Below are 22,520 nucleotides of genomic sequence, written 5' to 3' on the forward strand. Positions count from 1 at the left end.
AATTATTCGCCCTCATATCATTCCAAAGTATTTTAGCAACTAAGGCAGCGACTCTTTTGGCGGTGTCATCGCTACAGCCAGAGTTTAACTCTCCTTCGGCTTTGATGCCTAACCTTTCTACTAGAGGGGTGACCATCATGATGAATGACGCATATTCAAATAATAAGTCGTTTTCTTTGTATCGCTGTCGTAGATTCTTTTCAGCTCTTTTAACAATTGCTTGGTGGTAGCAATAGGGAAAATGTATGAGTTTTGTCATCATTTTTCTTAACTGTAGAAATTTAAAAAAGACGACGCAAACTTTTTTTCAGCTCGCTTTCACCGTCGCCACTTCTCTTGTTATCGACTTGCTCCAACAGTGTTTTTAACATTATCGACAACTCTTTATCTTCCACAGAGGCATCTAGAGTGTCGACCAAGTTAAGTTCTTTTTTCATACGGTTGTATTGTCGATTCATTTGCCTAGAGTCTTCTGACTTGAATGCTTCTAACCACTTAGTTGCCTGACTCATCAGCTTCATTAATCGCTGCGTTGTTTCATTCGCTTTATCGTCAATTTCTTGATTACGGCGAGCGGCTTTAACTTGCCACTGTGGTGCTCGCCTCTTCGCCTGACCAAGATAACTTTTCTTGGATGAATAACTTCGATGATCAATCTTCATCACCTCAAGTATCGCTGTATTGAAAGCTTGCTTAACGAGTCTCGTGGTGGACTTTCTTTGCAGATCTCGTAAGTAAACTAGATCATTAGTGAACTTTCCCAATAAGAGGTGTAAATGATCTCCAGAACCTCTTATCTCCTGAGATTGATCCTGTTGATGTACTACCGCTCTCGTAATCTGAGCTAAGTCCTTACCAGTGACGTCAAGGGAGCTGGCAAGGTTGCGCATAATGATGTTGAGTATTTTGCGCCATTCATGGCGATTAGGGCGAATGCCTTTGGGGAGAGCGAAAACTAGCTCAATAGCGGCTTTAGGCGGACGACCACCTTTACGTTTACTCGCCTGATGAAGAGCATATTTGTCGCGATTTCTTATCATGTTCAGCGATGTGTCCTCGCTGCCATATATATTCAAAATTGCTTCTGTATTGCGGTGGTTCTTGTGCTTTACGTCGTTCAGATATCTCTCTCTAGCAAGCACACACTTTGCTGACTCTGTTATTACTGTCCAGTTTTTTAGCATCTCTTTATTGTAATGATACAAATAAGGTCAATGGTTTCAAAATCTTACTCTAAACATGCAGCAGTTCAAGATAGGCAAACCTAGCAACAAGTTGCTTCGTCCTGTTTGCCATCTTGCGGGGAGACCCTGCGACCCCAACTCTACCATTTAAAATGGTAGTTCAATTTGCTTACCCATCAGCACTTGAGCTGCGTCTTGCACTATTGACTCAGCCAACTCTTGAGACTCTTTTTTCAACCGAGAGAAGTCGTCAATATCTCTCAATGGCTTTATAGTTGGTGCAGCTAGAATCATCGCAGGGAAGTCTCTATTAAAAACCCTTTCTAGAAACTGAAATTCTTTACTTTTTTGTCGTATATCTTGCTGATCTAGGTAGCCTTTCTCTATGCATTGCTCGATGACAGCTTCCCATGTCATGACTTTAAAGTTTTCAAATTTATGAAATTCACACGCAACGAGAAGTCGTTTCGTAAATACAAAATGGTTGTCGCTCATAGTTTTATTTAAGCGTACATTTTTTTTCTAAGTGCACAAATTTTTATTTGCAACAGCACTTCACGCTGTCGTCTCTACAGGCTGAAAGGTGATGTGGGTGATGTGGGTGATGTGGGTGATGTGGGTGATGTGGATAAGGCTACTCTAATATAAAAAGATTAAAAGAGAATTTTCCCCTAAAAAGATCCTACTGTATGATGAGGTTGGCTGTTTCAAATTTGAGAGTTTTTTATCCCTCAAATGTCCCCCAGAGTGTCGACTCAATCTTAAAGCTATGATTTATAATGTTATGTTCAGCAGTTGCACATATCGAGCATTGGAGCGACAGACAAGCGGTTAGCCGCATATTTACTAGTATTGTCAGGTTTCATAAGGTGTTACTCAAAGTCTATACACTGTGTAGAACATAGGTTCGCTAGAGTTGCCCTACAGCCTTTGGTTCAGTACGTATTCAGTATCGACTGACAAAGTAGGACGAATAGCATCATTTAGCATGAAAAATAATTGGGCGATTATACACAGGGAAGCAGAAACATTCAGGAAAAAGAATTCGGAAATTCCTTAACCGAAGCCTGTGAGTAGAACATCCTTTATTGCATACGGACTGGTGAAGTTTGCAAACTACGTTGGATAGAAAAGCCCCAAGGAAGAAAGAAGGTAATCATATGATTGTACCGTTGCTTGGCGATTCATTTGAGATCGCACTAAAGCAACCAAACAAAGGTGAACTTATTTTTCCATACAACTCACGAAGTGTTAGCGTAGGCTTTCAGTGTGTAAGGAACGAATTAGGTATTGAGGATTTGAAGTATCGCGACTTGCGAAGAGAAGGAGCAAGTCGGTTATTTGAAAAGGGCTACTCAATTGAGGAAGTAGCTCAAGTGACAGGTCATCGTAATCTCAATATCTTATGGCAGGTTTATACTCAGTTATTTCCACATAAACTTCACAACAAGGCTCAGTAATGAGCCTCATCTTACGATTATTTCGATGGTACGAACTCGAACACTACGTGTTTTTTAGATTCGACTAATGAATAAGGAACTTTACCTAGGGAGCTTAAATCTTTTTCATTATCTGTATTTACTAACACAGTTCCATCCCAATACTCACCGGTCGGTGGGCAAGTATGCAAAACTTCTTCTAAAATACTTTCTATTTTAGTATCTACGGCAACAACCTTTCCGAATTTAGGTAGGCTTGCATACCACAACTTGGCACCAAGTGGAGTTTGCTCTTGATCTGATTGTACCGCACCATAGTGATGGCCAAGCATTTGATAACCTATTGGGGAAATGCGATAGCGGCGATACTTTTCCTTAATGTAAGCTCCACAAATTCTTGGGACTATTGTTAGTTCCTTAACTGAGATGGGCCCGGGAAGAATATTAAATGCAATTCTACCTATAACATTCTCTTCATACATTCCATCATAATTTTCAACCACATAATCATACAAATCTTTCACCTCTAAAGCTCTCTCTTGAGCCTGAGTTAAAAGATCTATTGCCGAATCCAATTCTTCAAAATCAATTGCAAAAATAATTACAACTCCATCTGGAGTCTCAGCATCTGATACATATGTGTCTCGTTGATGGTGTACCATCCTAAGAGGAATTGGAATGCCTGCATCATCAACAACATCGTAATGTTCACTAATAACTGGTAACTCTTCATAGTTACCACTGTTGAGTTGTTTTGCATATCCGGTTGGATTTAATTCAGGCACAAAAAAGGCTCCTTACCTATGTGAGGAGCCTAGTATACCCTATAATTTAACTTTTAAAAAACTTGGGGAACTCTTCCAAGCTCTTGTTGTGCAAAGTTAAATATTTTACTTTTAAGTAATTTTGTGATTGAGCCAGTTAGACTCTGTGACTTGAAGGCAAGATGGTTTTGCTTAAAGCTAAAACGAGCCTCTGCCAATATCTCGACTTGATATTTCTGGACATCTGTAGAATCGACAACAATGAACCTAGCTAAGTCATCGCCTGCATAGAGGCAACGCACCTGATAACAGCTTTTGCTATCATCGGTTGGTACAGATGTTATCAATCTGCTTTCCAGCACTGTTTGGTTCGTGCGCGTAATCATAATCCTAGTTCCAATTAAAGGTATGCTCTCAATCTTTGGGCTCGGAATTATACTCTTCAGCCCTAAAAGATCCAGTTTTGCCTTATCTTTATACCTTGAATAAAGGTGAAACACCATAAAAACCATCAATTCTTTAACAACAGTATAGGTAAGCATTACGATAAAAAAGAATGTTTTTTTAATCTAGAGTTGCACATATACTGTTCTGCAAGCTTAAATTAAGTGTAGAAGGTAAAGCTCTCAGGGACACTCTACATCTAAATTAATTATAAATACATTTTCATTTTTCAATGGAGTACATCGCCTCTAACCATATGTTACGTCATCATAAGGCATTTGTTTTCAAGCCGAGTCAAACGTTCATCCATCTTTTCCATCATTAGGCGCAGCCACTTAACATCAGTTTTAAGTGTAACCTCTACACCGACCCCGCTCGACAGGGCACTAGCAATCGCGACTATTAGTGTTTGATACTCTGCCATTTACCTGAACTCATTGCGTAGGGTTTCCCATAGGCCAAATACTATTGGAGAACTTACGCCAATAATACCACCGAATTGAACACCGTCTACCGATACGCTTGCAGTTTTCAGTCGAAGGGAACCATACCGTCACACAATGGCCGTCTACGCACAAGGTGTGCGTGAAAGCATACGAGTCGTAGGTTACCTCACACTTTTATATTTCAACCCATTCACAGAGCCTCTATTTTGACGTCAATAATCAGTTATATCTTGAGTCATGCGGTCATTTTGAGTTACCTTGTCTTATTCAAAGTCATAAGTCACAATACGCTCTGTACCTGACTTTTATTGAAATTAAGGACACCTCGCTGATTTTACTGTCAAAATAGTAAGTAGTTAGAGACGTCCCTTTGTATGGTGAAAAATTTGGACCAAACATTAATAGAGCAAGTTGAAGGGATATGCGCATCACGAGGCGTTCGTTTAACACCTCAAAGAAAGCGAGTGTTTGAGCTTATCTTAGCGAATAAAAAAGCCTCTAGTGCTTATGAGTTACTGGAACAGCTTAAGCAAAGTGAACCTCAGGCCAAACCACCTACTGTATATCGCGCTTTAGACTTTTTGTTGGAACAAGGTTTCATTCACCGAGTTGAGTCAACAAACAGCTTTATTTGCTGCTGCTCTTGTAATGCTCACAAACATTTCTCACAGCTGCTAATCTGTGATAAGTGTGGCAGCGTTATCGAATTGCAAGACGATGACCTGATATCTCAACTCGCTAACAATGCAGACAAGCACGGCTTTCGATTGACCAACCACGTCATCGAATCTCATGGCACTTGCCAAGCCTGCTCGACTGAGCTGAAAGATTAAGATTATAGAAGAACATTATGCGCGCTGAATTTGTAAACCCGTTTTTAGCCTCTCTCATGAATGTGCTGAAAACGATGGCTTCTCTAGAATTGAAGCCACAGAAACCTAGAGTTAAAAAAGATGAAATCGCTCGTGGTGATGTCTCTGGTTTAATCGGTATGGTTGGCCCACAATCTCGTGGTTCAATGTCGATCACTTTTGATGAAGGCCTAGCGCTAGAAATCATGCAGAACATGCTGGGTGAGCGCCCTAACGGTCTAAACGAAGAAGTTACCGATATGGTTGGTGAGATCACTAACATGGTAACGGGCGGTGCAAAGCGTATCCTTGCTGAAAGTGGCTTCGATTTTGATATGGCAACACCGATTGTTGTATCAGGCAAAGGACATACGATTCGTCACAAGTGTGAAGGTGCAATCATCATCATGCCGTTCTCATCTCAATGGGGTAATGCCTTCATCGAGATCTGTTTCGAATAACAGCATCGAACGTTCGACTTTAAAGAAAGCGAATTGAAAGAAAGGTTGGCGCAGTGCCAGCCTTTTTTATTACCTGCTATTTATCGAAGTACATGGCTTACTCTGGAAAAACAAAAACGCCAGCTCGAAGGCTGGCGTTTCTTTTTACCGGTTCAACTCAATTAAGCTTTAAGCGCTTTAAATGCGTTGATTAGACCGTTAGTTGAGCTATCGTGAGATGTCACTTCTGCGTCATCAGCAAGCTCAGGTAGGATTTGGTTCGCCAGTTGCTTACCAAGCTCTACACCCCATTGGTCGAAGCTGAAGATGTTCCAGATAACGCCTTGTACGAAGATCTTGTGCTCGTACATCGCGATTAGGTTACCCAGAGTGCGAGGCGTGATTTGCTTAACTAGGATAGAGTTTGTTGGGCGGTTACCTTCAAACACTTTAAATGGTACAAGTTCTGCTACTTCTTCCGCTGTTTTACCTGCTGCTAGGAATTCAGCTTCTACTGTCTCTTTTGTCTTACCGAATGCTAGTGCTTCAGTTTGAGCAAAGAAGTTAGACATTAGCTTCTGATGGTGATCAGATGCTGGGTTGTGGCTGATTGCTGGAGCAATGAAGTCAGAAGGGATCAGCTTAGTACCTTGGTGAATCAGCTGGTAGAATGCGTGCTGGCCGTTTGTACCAGGCTCACCCCAGATGATTGGACCCGTTTGGTATTCCACTGGGTTACCGTCACGGTCAACAAACTTACCGTTAGACTCCATGTTACCTTGCTGGAAGTACGCAGCAAAACGGTGCATGTATTGGTCGTAAGGCAGAATTGCTTCAGACTCAGCGCCGTGGAAGTTGTTGTACCAAATACCGATTAGCGCAAGGATAACTGGAATGTTGCTTTCAAACTCAGTTGAAGCAAAGTGGTTATCCATGTCGTGAGCACCTTCAAGAAGCTCAACGAAGTTATCGAAACCTACAGACAGTGAAATCGATAGACCGATTGCAGACCATAAAGAGTAACGACCGCCAACCCAGTCCCAGAATTCGAACATGTTGTCTGTATCGATACCAAACTCAGCTACCGCAGTTGCGTTAGTAGATAACGCTGCGAAGTGCTTAGCTACGTGTGCTTCATCACCCGCTTCTGCTAGGAACCAATCACGTGCAGAGTGTGCATTCGTCATTGTTTCTTGAGTTGTAAACGTCTTAGAAGCCACTAGGAATAGTGTTGTTTCTGGGTTTACTTTCTTCAGTGTTTCAACGATGTGAGTACCATCAACGTTAGACACGAAGTGCATGTTTAGGCGTGTTTTGTATGGTGTTAGGGCTTCAGTCACCATGTATGGACCTAGGTCCGAACCACCGATACCAATGTTTACAACATCAGTGATCTCTTTACCTGTGTAACCTTTCCACTCACCTGATACGATGCGGTGTGTGAAGAGTTCCATTTTTGCTAGAACAGCATTTACAGCAGGCATTACATCTTTACCATCAACCATCACTGGCTTATCGCTGCGGTTACGCAGAGCAGTGTGAAGAACTGAACGGCCTTCAGTTTGGTTGATTGCGTCACCTTTGAACATTGCTTCGATTGCAGATTTAACTTCTGTTTCGTTAGCAAGTGCGAATAGGTGCTGCATCGTTTCTGCATCGATAAGGTTCTTAGAGTAATCGACTAAGATGTCTGAACCGAAGCGAGTAGAGAACGCGTCAAAACGCTTTGCATCTTGAGCAAATAGCTCTTTTAGCTCCATATCTTGAGCAGATTCAAAGTGTGCAGTTAGAGATTTCCACGCTTGTGTTTGCGTTGGGTTGATATTTTTCAACATGGTAACTATCCCGATGTTACTTTAGGTTTTATTCTCAATATCACCAATGTGATAAGAGAACCCCCGATTAGGCAAAAGCTCTATGATTCGGTGACGACAAAGATTTCATCATCACTGAAAGATTCTTTGTAATTTTTTTTCACGGCGTATTATGCCGTATATAACCATCAGCGCCTTGAGATAAATCACGGTTCGTTTTTGTGAACCACTAACTGGCGCTGATTTCGGTTCTACACTGTAGAAGTGTGAACTAAACCCTGTAAATTCAAGTTCAAAAGATAGCGTTAAACCGCTTTTTTGCCAAATACATTATAGAGGATGCTATATGTGGTTTCAGAAGACTATTCACCTCAATGCACGAAAGCGTGGATTTCATCTCATTACTGATGAAATTGAACAACACATCAACGACATTAATTGTCCAACTGTTGGTTTATTACACTTATTTATCCAACATACTTCTGCGAGCTTAACCCTCAATGAAAACGCCGATCCTACCGTACGTGCGGATATGGAGTCGCACTTTAATCGCTATGTACCTGAGAGAGCGCCGTACTATCGACACACTTATGAGGGCGACGACGACATGCCAGCACACATTAAAGCATCGCTTCTGGGCAATAATGTGACAATCCCCATTACCAATGGTCGATTAGCTTTAGGAACATGGCAGGGCATTTACTTAGGTGAACATCGTGATTTCGGCGGTAGCCGCACCGTGATACTGACAATCCAAGGTGAATAACGTAGAAAAACCTTAATTGAATCAATAAAAAAGAGTGGTACGTTTCCACTACCACTCTTATTCATAGGGCTTTAGGCCTACAGTAGGCCAAATGCTTTTTAAGCTCAGTTGAGCGAGAACATTAGCTTTAGAAGGGCTGGTTTATCATAACCCTAAAGGTACCTTCGTCACCGCCTCGGGCTAGTTCTGCTCTCACCACAATTCCTTCTACCTGAAAGCGCACCGCGCCACCCAAACTCCATTTCATATCGGTATGCAGTGTTTTTACATCGTACTCATCAGCCACTCGCCCTACTTCGGCAAAAGCAACCCACTGCCACCAAGGCAAGTCGTAGTAGTTAATCAGCGGAATGTCTTCCAGTGGCTGCCATTCAGGTAACACACGATATTCCGCTGAGTAATGAACTGCAGAGCGACCATGGAATCTGCCACCGGTATAACCTCTTAATCGGTATAGACCACCAAGGCGCGCTTGCTCAGTTTCAGGTGGACGAGCACACTCCTGACCAGAGCAGTTATTCCACGTTGGTGTATCGGCGGTATAGAAGTCAAAAGCTAAGACTTGTTGGTCAAACCAATCTCCAAGTGGACCTAGTGCGTAATATTGGCTGTTTTGAAATGTCCATTTAAACCAAGGGTCACTCTCAGACCAATCGTCAGCACCCGTCGTCAGCTTTAACAAAGAGTGTGAACCTTTGGTTGGGTTACGAGTGCTGTCTCGATTATCCCAATCAAAGCTTAAACTAAAGCCTGTCGCTTTCTCGGCTTGGTTGAGGTCTTTGAGCTCACGAGAGGTATAAAACGGCGTAAAGATAATCGAGCTCACGCCAGACTCTAGCGGAGAGGCGAAACTGACGTCTTTAATCGGTTGGAACGCCCCCAAAAGACCATGCTCAGCGACATTCCCCCAAGGCAGCAAATACTTAAACTCAGCTTGATAGTTTTGCTCGTGACCGTCAGCGATGGTTTTATCCAGATCAGAAGAGTCATTGCTGCCCTGATCACCAAGATAATATGGATTGTCATTAAAACGAGCTTGGTACATCTGAGTACTAAACAGCAGGTTTTGCGACAACGCGTAGTTAAAAGCGGACAAGAAGACGACGTAGCTGTCTTTATCGGAATAGAGCGCGGTACCAAACAATGCTGCCTGTGGCTGCCCTACTCCTTTTGCGACACCAGCAACCCCAAAGGTATTACCCATGGTTTCAGTGCTGAAGTAAAAGGGAACAAACGCAGAGTCTTTGGGTTCTTTCTCTGGTTTATCGGAGGCTTGAGCGGGAGTAAAAACCAGCGAGGCCGCCAGCGTCATAGCACTGGCAAACCACCTTTTTTTACCACTCACGATTTCACGTACTCCATCGCGACACGTGAAGTGAGTTTGGTAACCAATTCATAAGCGATAGTGTCAATGTGAGACGCAACCTCTTCCGAAGGTAGAGCTTTACCCCATAAGGTCGCTTCATCACCCACTTGGTCGGTGGCATCAGGGCCGAGATCGACAGTAAGCATATCCATTGAGACACGACCTGCAATCGGCACTTTGCGACCATTGATGAACACGGGTGTGCCGTTAGGTGCGGTACGTGGGTAACCATCACCGTAACCAATAGCAATCACGCCCATTTTGGTATCGCGGTCACTGGTCCAGTTTCCGCCATAGCCAACGCTTTCACCGGCTTTAAGATCACGAACTGCAATCAGGTGCGAGGTTAGTGTCATCACCGGCTGAAAGCCTAGGTCTTGTGCCGTCTGTTCTACAAACGGAGAGACGCCGTAAGAGATAATCCCAGGGCGAACCCAATCTAAGTGGCTCTCTGGCCATGCTAGCAAGCCTGCAGAGTTCGCCAAAGAGCGCTCACCCTCGCAGCCCTCCGTTAAGGACAGGAATAGTTCTGTTTGTTGCTGTGTTGTGCCTTTATCTAACTCATCCGCACAACCGAAGTGGCTCATATAGCGCAGTGGTTTAGCGACATTAGGACACTGATGAAGACGCTCCACAAAGTTTTGGTACTGCTCAGAGCGAACCCCTAAACGGTGCATACCACTATCCACCTTCAACCAAACAACAACCGGAGCTTCAAGCTTGGTGTTTTCTAGCGCGCTTAACTGCTCTTCGCAGTGCACCACGGTTTGAATGTTGTTGGTGACAAGGATCGGCAAATCACCTGAAGAGTAAAAGCCTTCAAGCAATAGAATAGGTTGCACAATACCGCCCGCACGCAGCTGCAGCGCTTCTTCAATACGAGCTACACCGAATGCGTCGGAATTTTTAGAGTGTTTGGCAATCTGCAGTAAGCCGTGACCGTAGCCATTGGCTTTGACTACCGACATTACTTTACATTGAGGCGCCTTCGACTTTATCTGGCGAAGGTTATGCTCTAGTGCATTGAGATCAATGCTCGCGGTCGCCGCTTTCATGTACGTCATTAAGCGTTACTCATCATCAAATGCAGGACCTGCATAGTTATCAAATCGAGAGTGCTGACCTTGGAAGGTCAAACGAACCGAACCGATTGGGCCGTTACGCTGCTTACCGATAATAATTTCCGCGATACCTTTCAGTGAGCTGTCTGGGTTATAAACTTCATCACGGTAGATAAACATGATTAAGTCGGCATCTTGCTCAATCGAGCCCGATTCACGCAAGTCCGAGTTAACTGGGCGCTTATCAGCACGTTGCTCTAGGGAACGGTTAAGCTGAGACAGTGCCACAACAGGAACATTCAGCTCTTTCGCTAAAGCTTTCAGAGAGCGAGAGATCTCGGCAATTTCCAAGGTACGGTTATCAGAAAGAGACGGCACACGCATCAGTTGAAGGTAGTCGATCATGATCATTGAAAGACCATCGTGCTCACGAGCAATACGACGTGCACGTGAACGTACTTCGGTTGGCGTTAGGCCTGAGCTGTCATCGATGTACATATTCTTCTTGTCCATGAGGATGCCCATGGTTGAAGAGATACGAGCCCAATCTTCGTCATCCAACTGACCAGTACGAATCTTGGTTTGGTCTACGCGAGAAAGAGACGCAAGCATACGCATCATCAGCTGTTCGCCCGGCATCTCTAGCGAGAAGATAAGAACAGGTTTGTCTTGTTTCATTGCCGCGTTTTCACACAAGTTCATCGCAAAGGTGGTTTTACCCATCGATGGACGCGCCGCAACAATGATTAAATCAGAGCCTTGTAGGCCAGCGGTTTTCTTGTTGAGGTCGTTAAAGCCAGTATCGACACCTGTCACACCATCTTGCGGCGTTTTGTATAGGATCTCGATACGCTCTAACGTCTTCTCTAGAATGCTGTCTACGTTTTGCGGGCCTTCGTTCTCGCTCGCACGACCTTCTGCAATCGCGAATACTTTACTCTCGGCAAGATCAAGCAGGTCTTCTGAAGTGCGGCCTTGTGGGTCATAACCAGAATCGGCGATCTCATTCGCCACACCAATCAGGCTACGAACTAGAGCACGCTGCGCGACGATATCTGCATACGCGTTAATGTTTGCCGCACTTGGGGTATTTTTTGCAAGGTCTGCAAGGTAAGCGAAACCACCCACCTCTTCAAGTTGCTCACGCAGCTCTAAGTGTTCTGAGAGTGTAATAAGATCCAGAGGGGCACTTTCTTCTAGAATGTCTTTCACTGCTTCGAAAATCAGACGGTGTGGACGGCTATAAAAGTCCTTCGCCACGACCTTCTCAGCAACCGTATCCCAGCGTTCGTTGTCCAGCAACAGGCCGCCAATCACGGATTGCTCAGCTTCTAATGAATGGGGCGGGACTTTAATCGCGTCCACCTGATCGTTGGCTGATTTCTGATTTCTGGTATCCACTATGACTACACTCAAATAACTAATAATGATCGCTCATTATACCCAAGAACATCCATTTGTAATGCTATGGAGTGGGTTTGTTTTAGTCTTAAGTAAGAATTTACCTATTGCTGACTCAAATCACCAAGGGTAGCATTACGATCCTCCACCCATTCACTGTCCTAATGAGGTATGCGTGTCCAAATTATTTGCTCTTAGCCTTGGTCTACTGAGCACTCCATTAGCTTTGGCTAATGACACAGAATCCTCTGTTGATAAGCTTCTTGACTCAATAGAAGTGGCTGAGCCTTTAGAGCCAGCTGAAGAGTTACAATTAGAAGCAGCAACAGATGTTGTGGATATGGATATCGCGCCGAGTGACACAGACACTGAACCTGCAGATCCGCTCGCGACCGAAGTCGAATTTGGATATCAGTCGCATACTGGTAATTCAGACTCTCGCTCGCTAAACGCACGCCTCAGTGCTGAATACACAGAAGGACGTCACCGTAGTACGGGTGAATGGAAGTATTACAACCTTTACAAAGATGGCGAAGAAGATAAGAGACAGTCGACTTACACCGCGCAGAGTGACTATAAGTTAAGTCCAAAAACCTACCTTTACGGAAGTTTTAAAGGTGTAGACTCTCGCTACAGTGCTTACTTTAAGGATTATACGATTTCGACGGGTTTAGGTTATCAGTTCTCAAATACTGAAACCTTCGTGTTAGAGTTCGAACTTGGTCCTGGTTTTCGTTACCAAGAACCCAACCTAGATGAAATCGATGATGACGATATTATCTTTCCAGAGATCGTCGAAGAAGGTATCTTCCGAGGCAATTTAAACTCGTCTTGGCAGATACTGCCTAACCTGCGCTTCAATGCGGATATGACGTTGGTATCAGGTAGAAGTAACCTAAGACTCGACACCGACCTCGAGGCCGTAAATGACATCACCGAAAACATTGCGCTCAAGATTGCACACTCACGTCAATATCACGATAAAGTGCCGAATGGCTTAGATAAAGCAGACTCTGTGCTTTCCGTGAATCTGTTGTTCCAGTTTTAAGAGCATTCCCAACAGCCTTTAGGGTAAAAAGATCATCATAGGCTTTTTACCTACCGTAACTCTTACACCCTCATACCTGTATAACAGACCTTGGCCGCTCGCCCGAATTCCAGACATAAAAAAACACCAGCCGAAGCTGGTGTTTTAAAACTTTCAAAAGAAAGAATTCGTCTTTTAACTGAAATTACTCAGCAGCAACGATAGCGATGTTCGCTGTAGCAAATACTTCAGAGTGAAGTTGGATGCTTACTTCGAATTCACCGATGTTACGTAGAGCGCCTTCAGGTAGGCGTACTTCGCTCTTAGCAACTTCAACACCTGCAGCTGTGATAGCGTCAGCGATGTCGCGAGTACCGATAGAACCGAATAGTTTACCTTCGTCACCAGCTTTAGAAGCGATAACAACAGCTTCTAGAGCGTTAACTTTCTCTGCGCGAGCTTCTGCAGCAGCTAGTTGCTCAGCAACTTTAGCTTCTAGTTCAGCACGGCGAGTTTCGAACATAGCAACGTTATCTTTAGTTGCCATAACTGCTTTACCTTGTGGGATAAGGAAGTTACGAGCGTAGCCAGATTTAACGTTTACTTGGTCGCCAAGGCCACCTAGGTTACCGATCTTATCAAGTAGAATAACTTGCATTATCTTAGTCCTCTTAAACTTTTATTAACTCTTACCAATTACTGATGCTTGTCAGTGTATGGTAGAAGTGCTAGGTAACGAGAACGCTTGATAGCGCGAGCTAGTTGACGCTGATACTTAGCGCTTGTACCAGTGATACGGCTAGGTACGATTTTACCAGCTTCAGTGATGTAGTTTTTTAGAGTTGCTACGTCTTTGTAGTCAATCTCTTGTACGCCTTCTGCAGTGAAACGGCAGAATTTACGACGACGGAAGAAACGAGCCATGGGCTATCTCCTGATCTTAAATTTAAAAAAGCGGTCTTCCATAAATACCGAAGTAGTTACGAAGAACCTAAAACAAGTTGAGAATTTTTTAAGGCTTTACGCCAAAAAAGAATTACTCAGCAGATGCTTCTGGCTTAGCTTCTGTACGCTCTTCGCGACGAGGAGCACGCTCTGCACGCTCTTCTTTTTGCTTAAGCATAATAGATTGCTCAGTCACAGCGCCTTTAGTGCGCATGATCATGTTACGTAGAACTGCATCGTTGAAACGGAAAGCAGTTTCTAGCTCGTCGATCACTTCTTGACCAGCTTCAACGTTCATTAGAACGTAGTGAGCTTTGTGAAGCTTGTTGATTGGGTAAGCCATTTGACGGCGGCCCCAGTCTTCTAGACGGTGGATAGTACCGCCAGCTTCAGTGATAGAACCAGTGTAACGCTCGATCATGCCAGCAACTTGCTCGCTTTGATCAGGGTGCACCATGAATACGATTTCGTAATGACGCATTGGTTGCTCCTTACGGATTATTAGCTTCCACAGTTGGCTCAGTCATCCAGAGGAAGCAAGGAACTAAAGATAATTGACTGAGTTTTAAGGACGGCAAATATTATAGAAAGAACCCCTTATTGGCAAGTGGTATTTGGCGAATAATGAAACAGTTTTTCTTTCGCCATCTAGCCATCCGTGATTCTCTCAAGATCTACCTTAATTCGATAAAAACAAACGCCCACCAGCATGTGGTGGGCGTTAGAAATAAATCAATTCAATGAGCGATTTACTGCGCTAAACGCTGACGTACCGCTTCAAACAGGCAAATACCAGAAGCCACTGAAACATTAAGGCTTGATACGCTACCAGCCATAGGGATCTTAATAAGGTCATCACAGGTTTCGCGCGTTAGACGACGCATACCGTCACCCTCAGCACCCATCACAACCGCTAGTGGGCCAGTCAGTTTTGCTTGGTAGATATCATGCGTCGCTTCGCCCGCTGTACCCACAAACCACACGCCTTTCTCTTGTAGAGCACGCATAGTACGCGCCAGGTTAGTCACGCGAACTAGCGGAACAGTTTCTGCAGCACCACATGCCACTTTGCTTACTGTTGCTGTTAACGGCGAAGAGCGGTCTTTCGGTACGATTACAGCCGCAACACCTGCTGCGTCTGCATTACGTAGACATGCGCCTAAGTTGTGCGGATCTGTCACACCATCAAGAACCAGCAGTAGAGGCTGTTCATGCTGAGCAAGAATGTCATCAAGGTCATTCTCATTCAGCTGCTTAGCTGGTTTCACCTTAGCGATGATACCTTGGTGATTAGCGCCTTGGGCTTTGTCATCCAGCACTTTACGACCCATTTGTTGGATAGACACCCCAAACTGCTGCAGTTGGTTCAACAGCGGTAATAGACGCTCATCTTGACGGCCTTTTAATACATAAGCCTCGATAAAGCGTGCGGGGTCTTTTTCTAGAACAGCCTTCACCGCGTGAATGCCATAGATAAATTCGTTACTCATTGTCTACCTGTTCGGTTTGTTACGTTAAGGAGAGCAAGCTGCGCCTCTCCTTAATTCACTATTCAATATCGAGTAGGCAGTACTTATGCCTACTCCTGTGTTAAGCCTTTGGCGCTTTTGGCTTACGCTTTGCCGTGCGCTTCTTTTTCGCTTTCGGCTTATCGGTACTCGCCGGTTTACGCTTCGACTTTCTCTTGCTGCTTGTCCCTTCTTCACTGCTACCATCTGGGCGCTTGGTAGGCTCAACTAATGGTTTAGCACTGCTTCCTGGGCGGCGGCTTTTGACAGCTGCGCGTTTTTTGCTTTTTGCCTTTTTCGCAGCATCCGCTGCACGTTTCTTCGCGGTTTTACCTTTACCACGAGGCTTGCGGTCAGTATCGACAATATCAAAGTCAATCTGGCGGCTATCTAGATTTACCGCAGAGACCTTAACCTTCACTGAATCGCCAAGGCGGTAGATATTACCAGAACTCTCACCAATTAATCTCTGTCCAATTGGGTCAAATTGGTAGTAATCGTTGGCTAGTGACGTCACATGCACTAAGCCATCAATATGCAGCTCTGTTAGGCGAACAAAGAAGCCAAAACCAGTTACGTTAGCAATCACACCCGGCATCTCTTCGCCAACGTGGTCTTGCATGTATTCACACTTCAGCCAATCCGACACTTCACGTGTGGCATCATCTGCACGACGCTCGGTTGTCGAACACTGCTCACCGTAGAAATCCATATCATCAAATGAGTAATGGTAACCACCAGTTGGCGTCCAACGGTCTGTGTTGCGGCCTTCACCTTTAGCAATCAGGTACTTGATCGCACGGTGTAGCAGTAAGTCTGGGTAACGACGAATAGGCGAAGTAAAGTGCGCGTAGCGCTTCAGTGCCAAGCCAAAGTGGCCACAGTTATCAGCGTTGTATACCGCTTGCTTCATAGAGCGCAGCAGCATGGTTTGAATCAGTTCGCGGTCTTCACGCTCGTTAATCTGACGAATCAGTTGTGCGTAATCGGTTGGCGATGGCTGCAGACCACCTTCCAAGCTTAGACCTAACTCACCCAAGAAATCTTTAAAGCCTGCAAGGCGCTCTTCTCCTGGTGTCTCGTGGATTCGGTATAGAGCTGGCTCTTTGGCTTTTTCTACTAATGAAGCAGAAGCAATATTCGCCAGAATCATACACTCTTCGATGATCTTGTGAGCATCGTTGCGAATCACAGGTTCAATGCGGTCAATCTTACGATCAGCATTGAAGATGAACTTGGTTTCTACTGTTTCAAACTCAATCGCACCACGCTCATCACGAGTCTGCTTAAGCACCTTGTACATCTTATGCAGCTCTTCAAGGTGCGGTACTTCTTTCTCGTAACGCTGACGAAGCTCTTCATCACCATCGAGAATCGCGCCTACCTTGTTGTAAGTCAGACGCGCATGCGAGTTCATCACCGCTTCATAATGCTTGTAACCCGATAGCTTGCCGTTCTCTGAAATGGTCATTTCACACACCATACACAGACGGTCAACTTGCGGGTTTAGGGAACACAAACCATTAGATAGCACTTCAGGCAGCATCGGAACAACCTGAGATGGGAAGTACACCGAGTTACCTCGGTTAATCGCTTCTTTATCTAGAGCGGTATCTGGACGCACGTAGTAACTTACATCAGCAATCGCTACCCATAAGCGCCAGCCACCACCTTTCTTCGCTTCACAGTAAACCGCATCATCGAAGTCACGCGCATCTTCACCATCGATTGTCACCAAAGGCAGCTCACGTAAATCTACACGGCCTTCTTTCGCTTCTTCAGGAACATGCTCGCCTAGGTTTTCAATCTGTTTCTCAACCGCTTGCGGCCATTCATGAGGGATTTGGTGAGTGTGAATCGCAATCTTAGTCTCCATCCCCGGAGCCATGTTCTCACCCAAAACTTCCGTAACTTTACCCATCATATTGCGTGAACGACCACCGCGATCCGTAATTTCGATCACCACAACGTTACCCATACGAGCACCGCCTTTATGCTCGGTTGGGATCAGAATGTCGTGACTGATTCGGGAATCATCAGGAACTACATAAGAGTGGCCATACTCTAGGAAGAAGCGACCAATTAACGGTGCTGTGCGCTCTTCAAGTACACGTACTAAACGGCCTTCACGACGACCGCGTTTGCTGTTGTCAGTCGGTTGTGCCAATACATAGTCACCATGCATCAGTGTCTTCATCTGATGATGTGGCAGTAGAATGTCGTCATCCTTGCCTTTGCTGCCATCAGGGCGCACCCAGCCGTGACCATCTTTATGACCAATCACATACCCTTTAATCAGCTCCAGTTTCTCCGGTAGTGCGTAGCATTGGCGACGCGTAAAGATCAATTGGCCATCACGCTCCATCGCACGCAGACGACGGCGCAAACCTTCATATTGGTCTTCGCCTGATAAACCTAATGCCTCGAACAGATCGTTACGGTTCATTGGAATATTCGCGTCCGTTAGAAACGAAAGAATAAACTCGCGACTTGGAACTGGATTCTCGTAGTTTTGCGACTCTCGGTCTGCAAAAGGATCAGCATTAGCTGTGGTTGTCGTATTTTCTGACATCGGTATCTTTTTGGTCATAGGCGGGCCTGCTTAAGCAAGGAAGGGATATACATCTATTATATCCGATGCAACAGGTAAGCTACAGATATGCTTTGGAAAACCGACAAATTAGCTGAGATTGATACAAATCTTCATGATGTGAAATATCCGTTCGTAATTCTGTTCGACCATCAAATTTTTACGCAAACGATAAAACAAACGTTTGCGACACTGTTGAAATCGACTATGATTCAGCAAAATTTACCAAATCCTGTTCTGAGTATTGATATGAATTTAAAACGCACCTTAATTGCATCAGCGATGGCTAGCCTATCTCTGTTTTCTTTGACGAGTAACGCAATGGAAAAAGCGGATCTGATGATCACAGATGCCATGGTTCTGACCATGAACCAAGACAAAACCGTCTATGAGAGCGGTACGGTAGTAGTTAAAGACAATAAAATCATTGCTGTGGGCGACGCTTCATTAGAGAAGCAATACCAAGCAGAGCAAATACTTGATGTCGACGGCGACATCGTAATGCCAGGTCTTATCAATACTCACACTCACGTTTCAATGACTGTGTTCCGCTCATTGGCTGACGATGTGCCTGACCGTCTACACCGCTATATCTTCCCATTGGAGAAAAAACTGGTTTCTCGCGATATGGTTCGCATTGGCGCCAACCTAGGTAACGTTGAAATGGTCAAAGGTGGCGTAACCACTTATGCGGATATGTACTACTTCGAAGATGAGGTTGCGAAGACCGTCGATAAGATTGGTATGCGAGCTGTACTGGGTGAGACCGTAATTAAATTCCCAGTTGCAGATGCAGCCAATGCTGAGGAAGGGATTAAGTACGCGCTCAACTTCATTGAAGAGTACAAAGGCCACCCGCGTATCACGCCAGCATTCGCACCACACGCCCCTTACACCAATACCACAGAAATCCTACAAAAAGTAGCGAAGCTATCTCTGGAACTAGATGTTCCTGTGATGATCCACCTTGCAGAGTCTCATCGTGAAGAAGAGAAGATCGCCGAGCGCTCTGATGGCCTATCGCCTGTTCAGTACATGCATAGCATTGGCGCACTCAACAAAAACCTAGTTGGCGCACACATGATCTTGGTTGATGACGAAGACATTAAACTAGTGAAAGAGTCAGACATGGGCGTTGCACACAATATGAGTGCTAACATCAAATCAGCAAAAGGCGTCTCGCCTGCTCTGCAGATGTACGATGAAGATGTGCGTATTGGCCTAGGTACCGATGGTCCAATGTCGGGTAACACCTTGAGCACTATCGATGAATTCAACCAAGTCGCTAAAGTTCATAAGCTAGTTAACAAAGATCGTGCAGCAATGCCGCCGATCAAAGTGATCGACATGGCGACAATGGGCGCAGCAAAAGCACTACACATGGAAGATAAGATCGGATCATTAGAGATCGGTAAGTTGGCGGACATCATTGTGATCGATACCAAAGCGCCAAACATGGTACCGGTTTACAACCCATACTCTGCACTGGTGTACTCAGCAAACTCAGGTAACGTTCGCCACTCAATCGTCGATGGTAAACTGCTGATGAAAGACCGCAACATGCTCACTGTTGATGAAGATAAGATTCGTCAAGAAGCACTGGATTTCACTAAGGTCGTGCGTGAAACCGTTGTTGAGTCAGGTGAAGTGGTTCAATAATCTCGCCACGTAATAGTATGACTATCTAAATGCAAAAAGCCCTGCACTAATCTAATTAGGCAGGGCTTTTCAGCTTTCAGTGTCCCGTAATAATGAGTGCAGAGATCATTACAGGATTGGGATTCGGTATTACCAGAAAACGTCGCGTCGTTTAGCTCGAGCAATAATGTTGTCTGGCATTCTTTGCTCCAACCCACTCCTCAATACGGAGATGCGTTTGTGTTGACGCTGATCGGCAGTGACGGAATTATACAGCCAGCGGTACGCGTCTTCATAATCTAACGGGCTACCATAATCACGCAGTAATAGCTCAGCTAAGTGAATACGCGCATTAAGGTTACCCATAGATGCTGCTTCACGTAGATAAGGGATCGCTCGCTCTTTATCTTGCTGAACCAAGGTACCACGTGAGTAGTAACGGCCAAGCTGCTCTAAAGCGGCTGGCAGACCTTGATGAGCGGCGTTTTCCATATAGTACAGACCAAGTTCAACGTCTTGCTCTACACATACACCCCAAGCCAGCATATCGCCGTATAAAAACTCATAAGAAGGCAAACTGATACGCGTCGCACGCGCAACAATATCTTCAACCAGTTGGCACTTATCAGCTTTCACACGCTCAAGGTGTTGATTCTTTTCTATCAGATTGATCAGTTCAGCTTCTGTGTATATGGGTACCGGCTCACCAACATCAGTCAAATTAGCATGACTTAAGGAGGAGCTCAGCGCCATTATCAATGAAGCTGCCACAGTTCGTAGCTTCATACCTGCACTCTATTATCTTGTTTTAAAAACGCATTGAACCTTTGGGCAACCCAAACTCAATTACATTTCACTCACTATGATATCTGTATCGGCAACGACGCCTATCGCTTTAGACAAAACTTGCCGCCGATGGGCAATATTTTGCCAGATAGCGTACAAAAGATCATCACACTCAAAAGTAGTACTGGCGAAACTCCAAATTACAGGCACAAAAAAGCCAGCTTATTTCAGCTGGCTTTCTAAGAACTTTCTATTATCTATACACTTTCGTGTATCAGCATTATGCGCTGTAAGGGTGCACCTTGATAATAGTTTCGTTACGGTCTGGACCTGTAGAGATGATGTCTACTGGTACGCCTGTTAGTTCTTCGATACGTTTGATGTAATCAAGAGCAGCTTGTGGAAGCGCGTCGATTGTCTTAGCACCAAATGTAGTCTCAGACCAACCTGGCATTGTTTCGTAGATTGGCGTTGCTTCTTCGAAAGATTCAGCAGCCATTGGAGAAACTTCTAGGATAGAACCGTCAGCCATCTTGTAGCCAGTACAGATCTTGATCTCTTCTAGACCGTCAAGAACGTCTAGTTTAGTCAGACACATACCAGTTAGAGAGTTGATTTGGATAGCGCGGCGCATTGCTACTGCATCAAACCAACCTGTACGACGTAGACGACCTGTTGTTGCACCAAACTCGTGGCCAACATCACCTAGGTGTTTACCTACTGGGTCTTGCTTGTCTAGACCATCGTAAAGCTCAGTTGGGAATGGACCTGAACCTACACGAGTACAGTAAGCCTTAGTGATACCAAGGATGTAACCGATGTGACGAGGACCAAAACCAGAACCTGCAGCAACACCACCAGCAGTCGTGTTAGAAGAAGTTACGTATGGGTAAGTACCGTGGTCGATATCTAGTAGAGTACCTTGAGCGCCTTCGAACATGATCTTGTCGCCGCGCTTACGTGCTGCGTCTAGTTCGTCAGTTACGTCCATAACCATTGAAGTTAGTAGATCTGCGTAACCCATGCACTGCTCAAGTACTTCTTCGTAGCTTACGGTTTCAGCTTTGTAGAAGTGCTCAAGCTGGAAGTTATGGAATTCCATTACTTCTTTTAGCTTCTCAGCGAACATTTCTTTATCGAAAAGGTCACCAACGCGTAGACCGCGACGAGCAACTTTATCTTCGTAAGCTGGACCGATACCACGACCCGTTGTACCGATAGCTTTCGCGCCACGAGCGATTTCACGCGCGTTGTCGATAGCGATGTGGTACGGAAGAATTAGAGGACAAGCTTCAGAAACGAAAAGACGCTCGCGCACTGGGATACCGCGCTCTTCAAGAGGCTTCATTTCTTTAAGAAGTGCTTCAGGCGAAAGTACAACACCGTTACCGATAACACATTTAACGTTATCGCGCAGGATGCCTGATGGAATTAAGTGAAGAACGGTTTTTTCACCGTCAATTACAAGTGTGTGACCTGCATTGTGACCGCCTTGGTAGCGAACCACGTATTTTGCATCTTCAGTTAAAAGGTCAACAATTTTACCTTTACCTTCGTCACCCCATTGGGTGCCTAGAACGACTACGTTATTTCCCATCTTTCCAGTATCTGTTGCTAGTTAAAAATGGATTCTAGCACTGAATCACAATTCTTGCAGTCATTTTTTGTTCACAATAGTGAGAATTGGTCACAAGTGACACGCATAAGGCGGTATCAAAATGCGTAAGGATACTGATATCATTCCTTTTTTATCTCAAAGGGCACCTACCATGTCTCACTCTATTTGGCTGGCTATCGGCCTAGTTTTGGTCGTCGAAGGCTTAGGGCCACTTATTGCTCCAAGAGGCTGGCGCAACATGATGGCTCAGCTTAGTGAACAACCAGATAATCAGCTTCGACGTATTGGTGGTTGCTTAGTTGTTGCCGGTGCGGTTATTGCGTTTATGACGTATCGGTAATTCGAGATTCGAGATTCGAGATTCGAGAATGATGTGGCCCCTAAAAAGTAGACACAGGGGTTTAGTTGATTAGCTCAAAATCCATGGGGCTC

At 44.8% G+C, this 22,520-nt stretch carries 22 protein-coding genes and 1 pseudogene; 7 read left to right on the forward strand and 16 right to left on the reverse strand.

All coding sequences use genetic code 11. The features are described 5' to 3' along the window. Positions 1-281 precede the first annotated feature (281 nt). A complete protein-coding gene (locus VFDL14_RS17495; RefSeq protein ID WP_032549882.1) occupies positions 282-1,184 on the reverse strand; it encodes a hypothetical protein in 903 nt (300 codons plus the stop codon). A gap of 147 nt (positions 1,185-1,331) precedes the next feature. Beyond that, positions 1,332-1,679: a hypothetical protein gene (locus VFDL14_RS17490; RefSeq protein WP_032549883.1), complete on the reverse strand. Its 348-nt coding sequence runs from the start codon at positions 1,677-1,679 to the stop codon at positions 1,332-1,334. A gap of 582 nt (positions 1,680-2,261) precedes the next feature. Between VFDL14_RS17490 and VFDL14_RS17485 the strand changes: the two are divergent. Then, positions 2,262-2,644: pseudogene (locus VFDL14_RS17485) on the forward strand (tyrosine-type recombinase/integrase); the annotation flags it as partial. Positions 2,645-2,661: 17 nt separating this feature from the next. Here the strand turns inward: VFDL14_RS17485 and VFDL14_RS17480 are convergent. The 3 genes from VFDL14_RS17480 to VFDL14_RS24645 all read right to left on the reverse strand — a co-directional run bounded on the left by VFDL14_RS17480 (position 2,662) and on the right by VFDL14_RS24645 (position 4,255). After that, a complete protein-coding gene (locus VFDL14_RS17480; RefSeq protein WP_032549887.1) occupies positions 2,662-3,408 on the reverse strand; it encodes a hypothetical protein in 747 nt (248 codons plus the stop codon). Between the two features lie 53 nt (positions 3,409-3,461). Beyond that, positions 3,462-3,773 carry a hypothetical protein gene (locus VFDL14_RS17475; RefSeq protein ID WP_152549210.1) on the reverse strand — a complete coding sequence of 104 codons (312 nt, stop codon included), beginning with the start codon at positions 3,771-3,773 and terminating at the stop codon, positions 3,462-3,464. Between the two features lie 317 nt (positions 3,774-4,090). Then, positions 4,091-4,255 carry a hypothetical protein gene (locus VFDL14_RS24645; protein WP_167332342.1) on the reverse strand — a complete coding sequence of 55 codons (165 nt, stop codon included), beginning with the start codon at positions 4,253-4,255 and terminating at the stop codon, positions 4,091-4,093. A 396-nt stretch (positions 4,256-4,651) separates the two neighbouring features. Between VFDL14_RS24645 and zur the strand changes: the two genes are divergently transcribed. Next, the gene (gene zur, locus VFDL14_RS17470; protein WP_032549889.1) at positions 4,652-5,110 is read left to right on the forward strand and encodes a zinc uptake transcriptional repressor Zur; all 459 of its coding nucleotides are present in this window, start codon (positions 4,652-4,654) and stop codon (positions 5,108-5,110) included. 17 nt (positions 5,111-5,127) lie between these two features. Next, positions 5,128-5,589 (forward strand): chemotaxis protein CheX, encoded by a 462-nt coding sequence (locus VFDL14_RS17465; RefSeq protein WP_032549890.1) that lies wholly within the window; start codon positions 5,128-5,130, stop codon positions 5,587-5,589. A 161-nt stretch (positions 5,590-5,750) separates the two neighbouring features. On the opposite strand, the gene pgi is transcribed toward VFDL14_RS17465, so the two are convergent. Then, positions 5,751-7,403 carry a glucose-6-phosphate isomerase gene (pgi, locus tag VFDL14_RS17460; RefSeq protein ID WP_032549892.1) on the reverse strand — a complete coding sequence of 551 codons (1,653 nt, stop codon included), beginning with the start codon at positions 7,401-7,403 and terminating at the stop codon, positions 5,751-5,753. A gap of 325 nt (positions 7,404-7,728) precedes the next feature. On the opposite strand from pgi, the gene VFDL14_RS17455 reads away from it, so the two are divergent. Next, positions 7,729-8,148, forward strand: a complete 420-nt coding sequence (locus tag VFDL14_RS17455) for a secondary thiamine-phosphate synthase enzyme YjbQ (RefSeq protein WP_032549893.1) — start codon at positions 7,729-7,731, stop codon at positions 8,146-8,148. 127 nt (positions 8,149-8,275) lie between these two features. On the opposite strand, the gene VFDL14_RS17450 is transcribed toward VFDL14_RS17455, so the two are convergent. From VFDL14_RS17450 to VFDL14_RS17440, 3 genes are read right to left on the reverse strand one after another with little or no spacing between them, the layout of a single operon-like run. After that, positions 8,276-9,460 (reverse strand): BamA/TamA family outer membrane protein, encoded by a 1,185-nt coding sequence (locus VFDL14_RS17450; protein ID WP_050487344.1) that lies wholly within the window; start codon positions 9,458-9,460, stop codon positions 8,276-8,278. 29 nt (positions 9,461-9,489) lie between these two features. Further along, positions 9,490-10,578: an alanine racemase gene (gene alr, locus VFDL14_RS17445; RefSeq protein WP_084181822.1), complete on the reverse strand. Its 1,089-nt coding sequence runs from the start codon at positions 10,576-10,578 to the stop codon at positions 9,490-9,492. A 6-nt stretch (positions 10,579-10,584) separates the two neighbouring features. Further along, positions 10,585-11,976, reverse strand: coding sequence for a replicative DNA helicase (locus VFDL14_RS17440; RefSeq protein ID WP_084181823.1), 1,392 nt, complete (start codon positions 11,974-11,976; stop codon positions 10,585-10,587). A gap of 175 nt (positions 11,977-12,151) precedes the next feature. Between VFDL14_RS17440 and VFDL14_RS0122970 the strand changes: the two genes are divergently transcribed. Then, the gene (locus VFDL14_RS0122970; protein ID WP_032549896.1) at positions 12,152-13,024 is read left to right on the forward strand and encodes a DUF481 domain-containing protein; all 873 of its coding nucleotides are present in this window, start codon (positions 12,152-12,154) and stop codon (positions 13,022-13,024) included. 184 nt (positions 13,025-13,208) lie between these two features. Here the strand turns inward: VFDL14_RS0122970 and rplI are convergent, their stop codons facing one another. The 5 genes from rplI to rnr all read right to left on the reverse strand — a co-directional run bounded on the left by rplI (position 13,209) and on the right by rnr (position 18,046). After that, positions 13,209-13,661: a 50S ribosomal protein L9 gene (gene rplI / locus VFDL14_RS17435; protein WP_032549897.1), complete on the reverse strand. Its 453-nt coding sequence runs from the start codon at positions 13,659-13,661 to the stop codon at positions 13,209-13,211. Between the two features lie 38 nt (positions 13,662-13,699). Then, complete coding sequence (rpsR, locus tag VFDL14_RS17430; protein ID WP_000090472.1) at positions 13,700-13,927, reverse strand: 30S ribosomal protein S18; 228 nt, start codon at positions 13,925-13,927, stop codon at positions 13,700-13,702. 112 nt (positions 13,928-14,039) lie between these two features. Further along, positions 14,040-14,429, reverse strand: a complete 390-nt coding sequence (rpsF, locus tag VFDL14_RS17425) for a 30S ribosomal protein S6 (RefSeq protein ID WP_032549898.1) — start codon at positions 14,427-14,429, stop codon at positions 14,040-14,042. Between the two features lie 268 nt (positions 14,430-14,697). Next, a complete protein-coding gene (gene rlmB, locus VFDL14_RS17420; RefSeq protein ID WP_032549899.1) occupies positions 14,698-15,438 on the reverse strand; it encodes a 23S rRNA (guanosine(2251)-2'-O)-methyltransferase RlmB in 741 nt (246 codons plus the stop codon). 100 nt (positions 15,439-15,538) lie between these two features. Beyond that, positions 15,539-18,046, reverse strand: coding sequence for a ribonuclease R (gene rnr / locus VFDL14_RS17415; protein ID WP_050487342.1), 2,508 nt, complete (start codon positions 18,044-18,046; stop codon positions 15,539-15,541). Between the two features lie 249 nt (positions 18,047-18,295). Between rnr and VFDL14_RS17410 the strand changes: the two genes are divergently transcribed. Beyond that, positions 18,296-19,705, forward strand: a complete 1,410-nt coding sequence (locus VFDL14_RS17410; RefSeq protein WP_032549905.1) for an amidohydrolase — start codon at positions 18,296-18,298, stop codon at positions 19,703-19,705. A gap of 129 nt (positions 19,706-19,834) precedes the next feature. On the opposite strand, the gene motX is transcribed toward VFDL14_RS17410, so the two are convergent. Together motX and VFDL14_RS17400 are read right to left on the reverse strand one after the other, a co-directional pair. After that, entirely contained in the window at positions 19,835-20,470 is a 636-nt protein-coding gene (gene motX / locus VFDL14_RS17405) for a flagellar protein MotX (protein WP_032549901.1), read from the reverse strand. A 280-nt stretch (positions 20,471-20,750) separates the two neighbouring features. Beyond that, entirely contained in the window at positions 20,751-22,067 is a 1,317-nt protein-coding gene (locus VFDL14_RS17400; RefSeq protein WP_032549903.1) for an adenylosuccinate synthase, read from the reverse strand. 172 nt (positions 22,068-22,239) lie between these two features. On the opposite strand from VFDL14_RS17400, the gene VFDL14_RS17395 reads away from it, so the two are divergent. Beyond that, a complete protein-coding gene (locus tag VFDL14_RS17395) occupies positions 22,240-22,428 on the forward strand; it encodes a DUF2065 domain-containing protein (protein WP_032549906.1) in 189 nt (62 codons plus the stop codon). The last annotated feature ends 92 nt before the right edge of the window (positions 22,429-22,520 follow it).

The organism is Vibrio fortis, from assembly GCF_000695685.1.
GTDB lineage: Bacteria > Pseudomonadota > Gammaproteobacteria > Enterobacterales > Vibrionaceae > Vibrio > Vibrio fortis_A.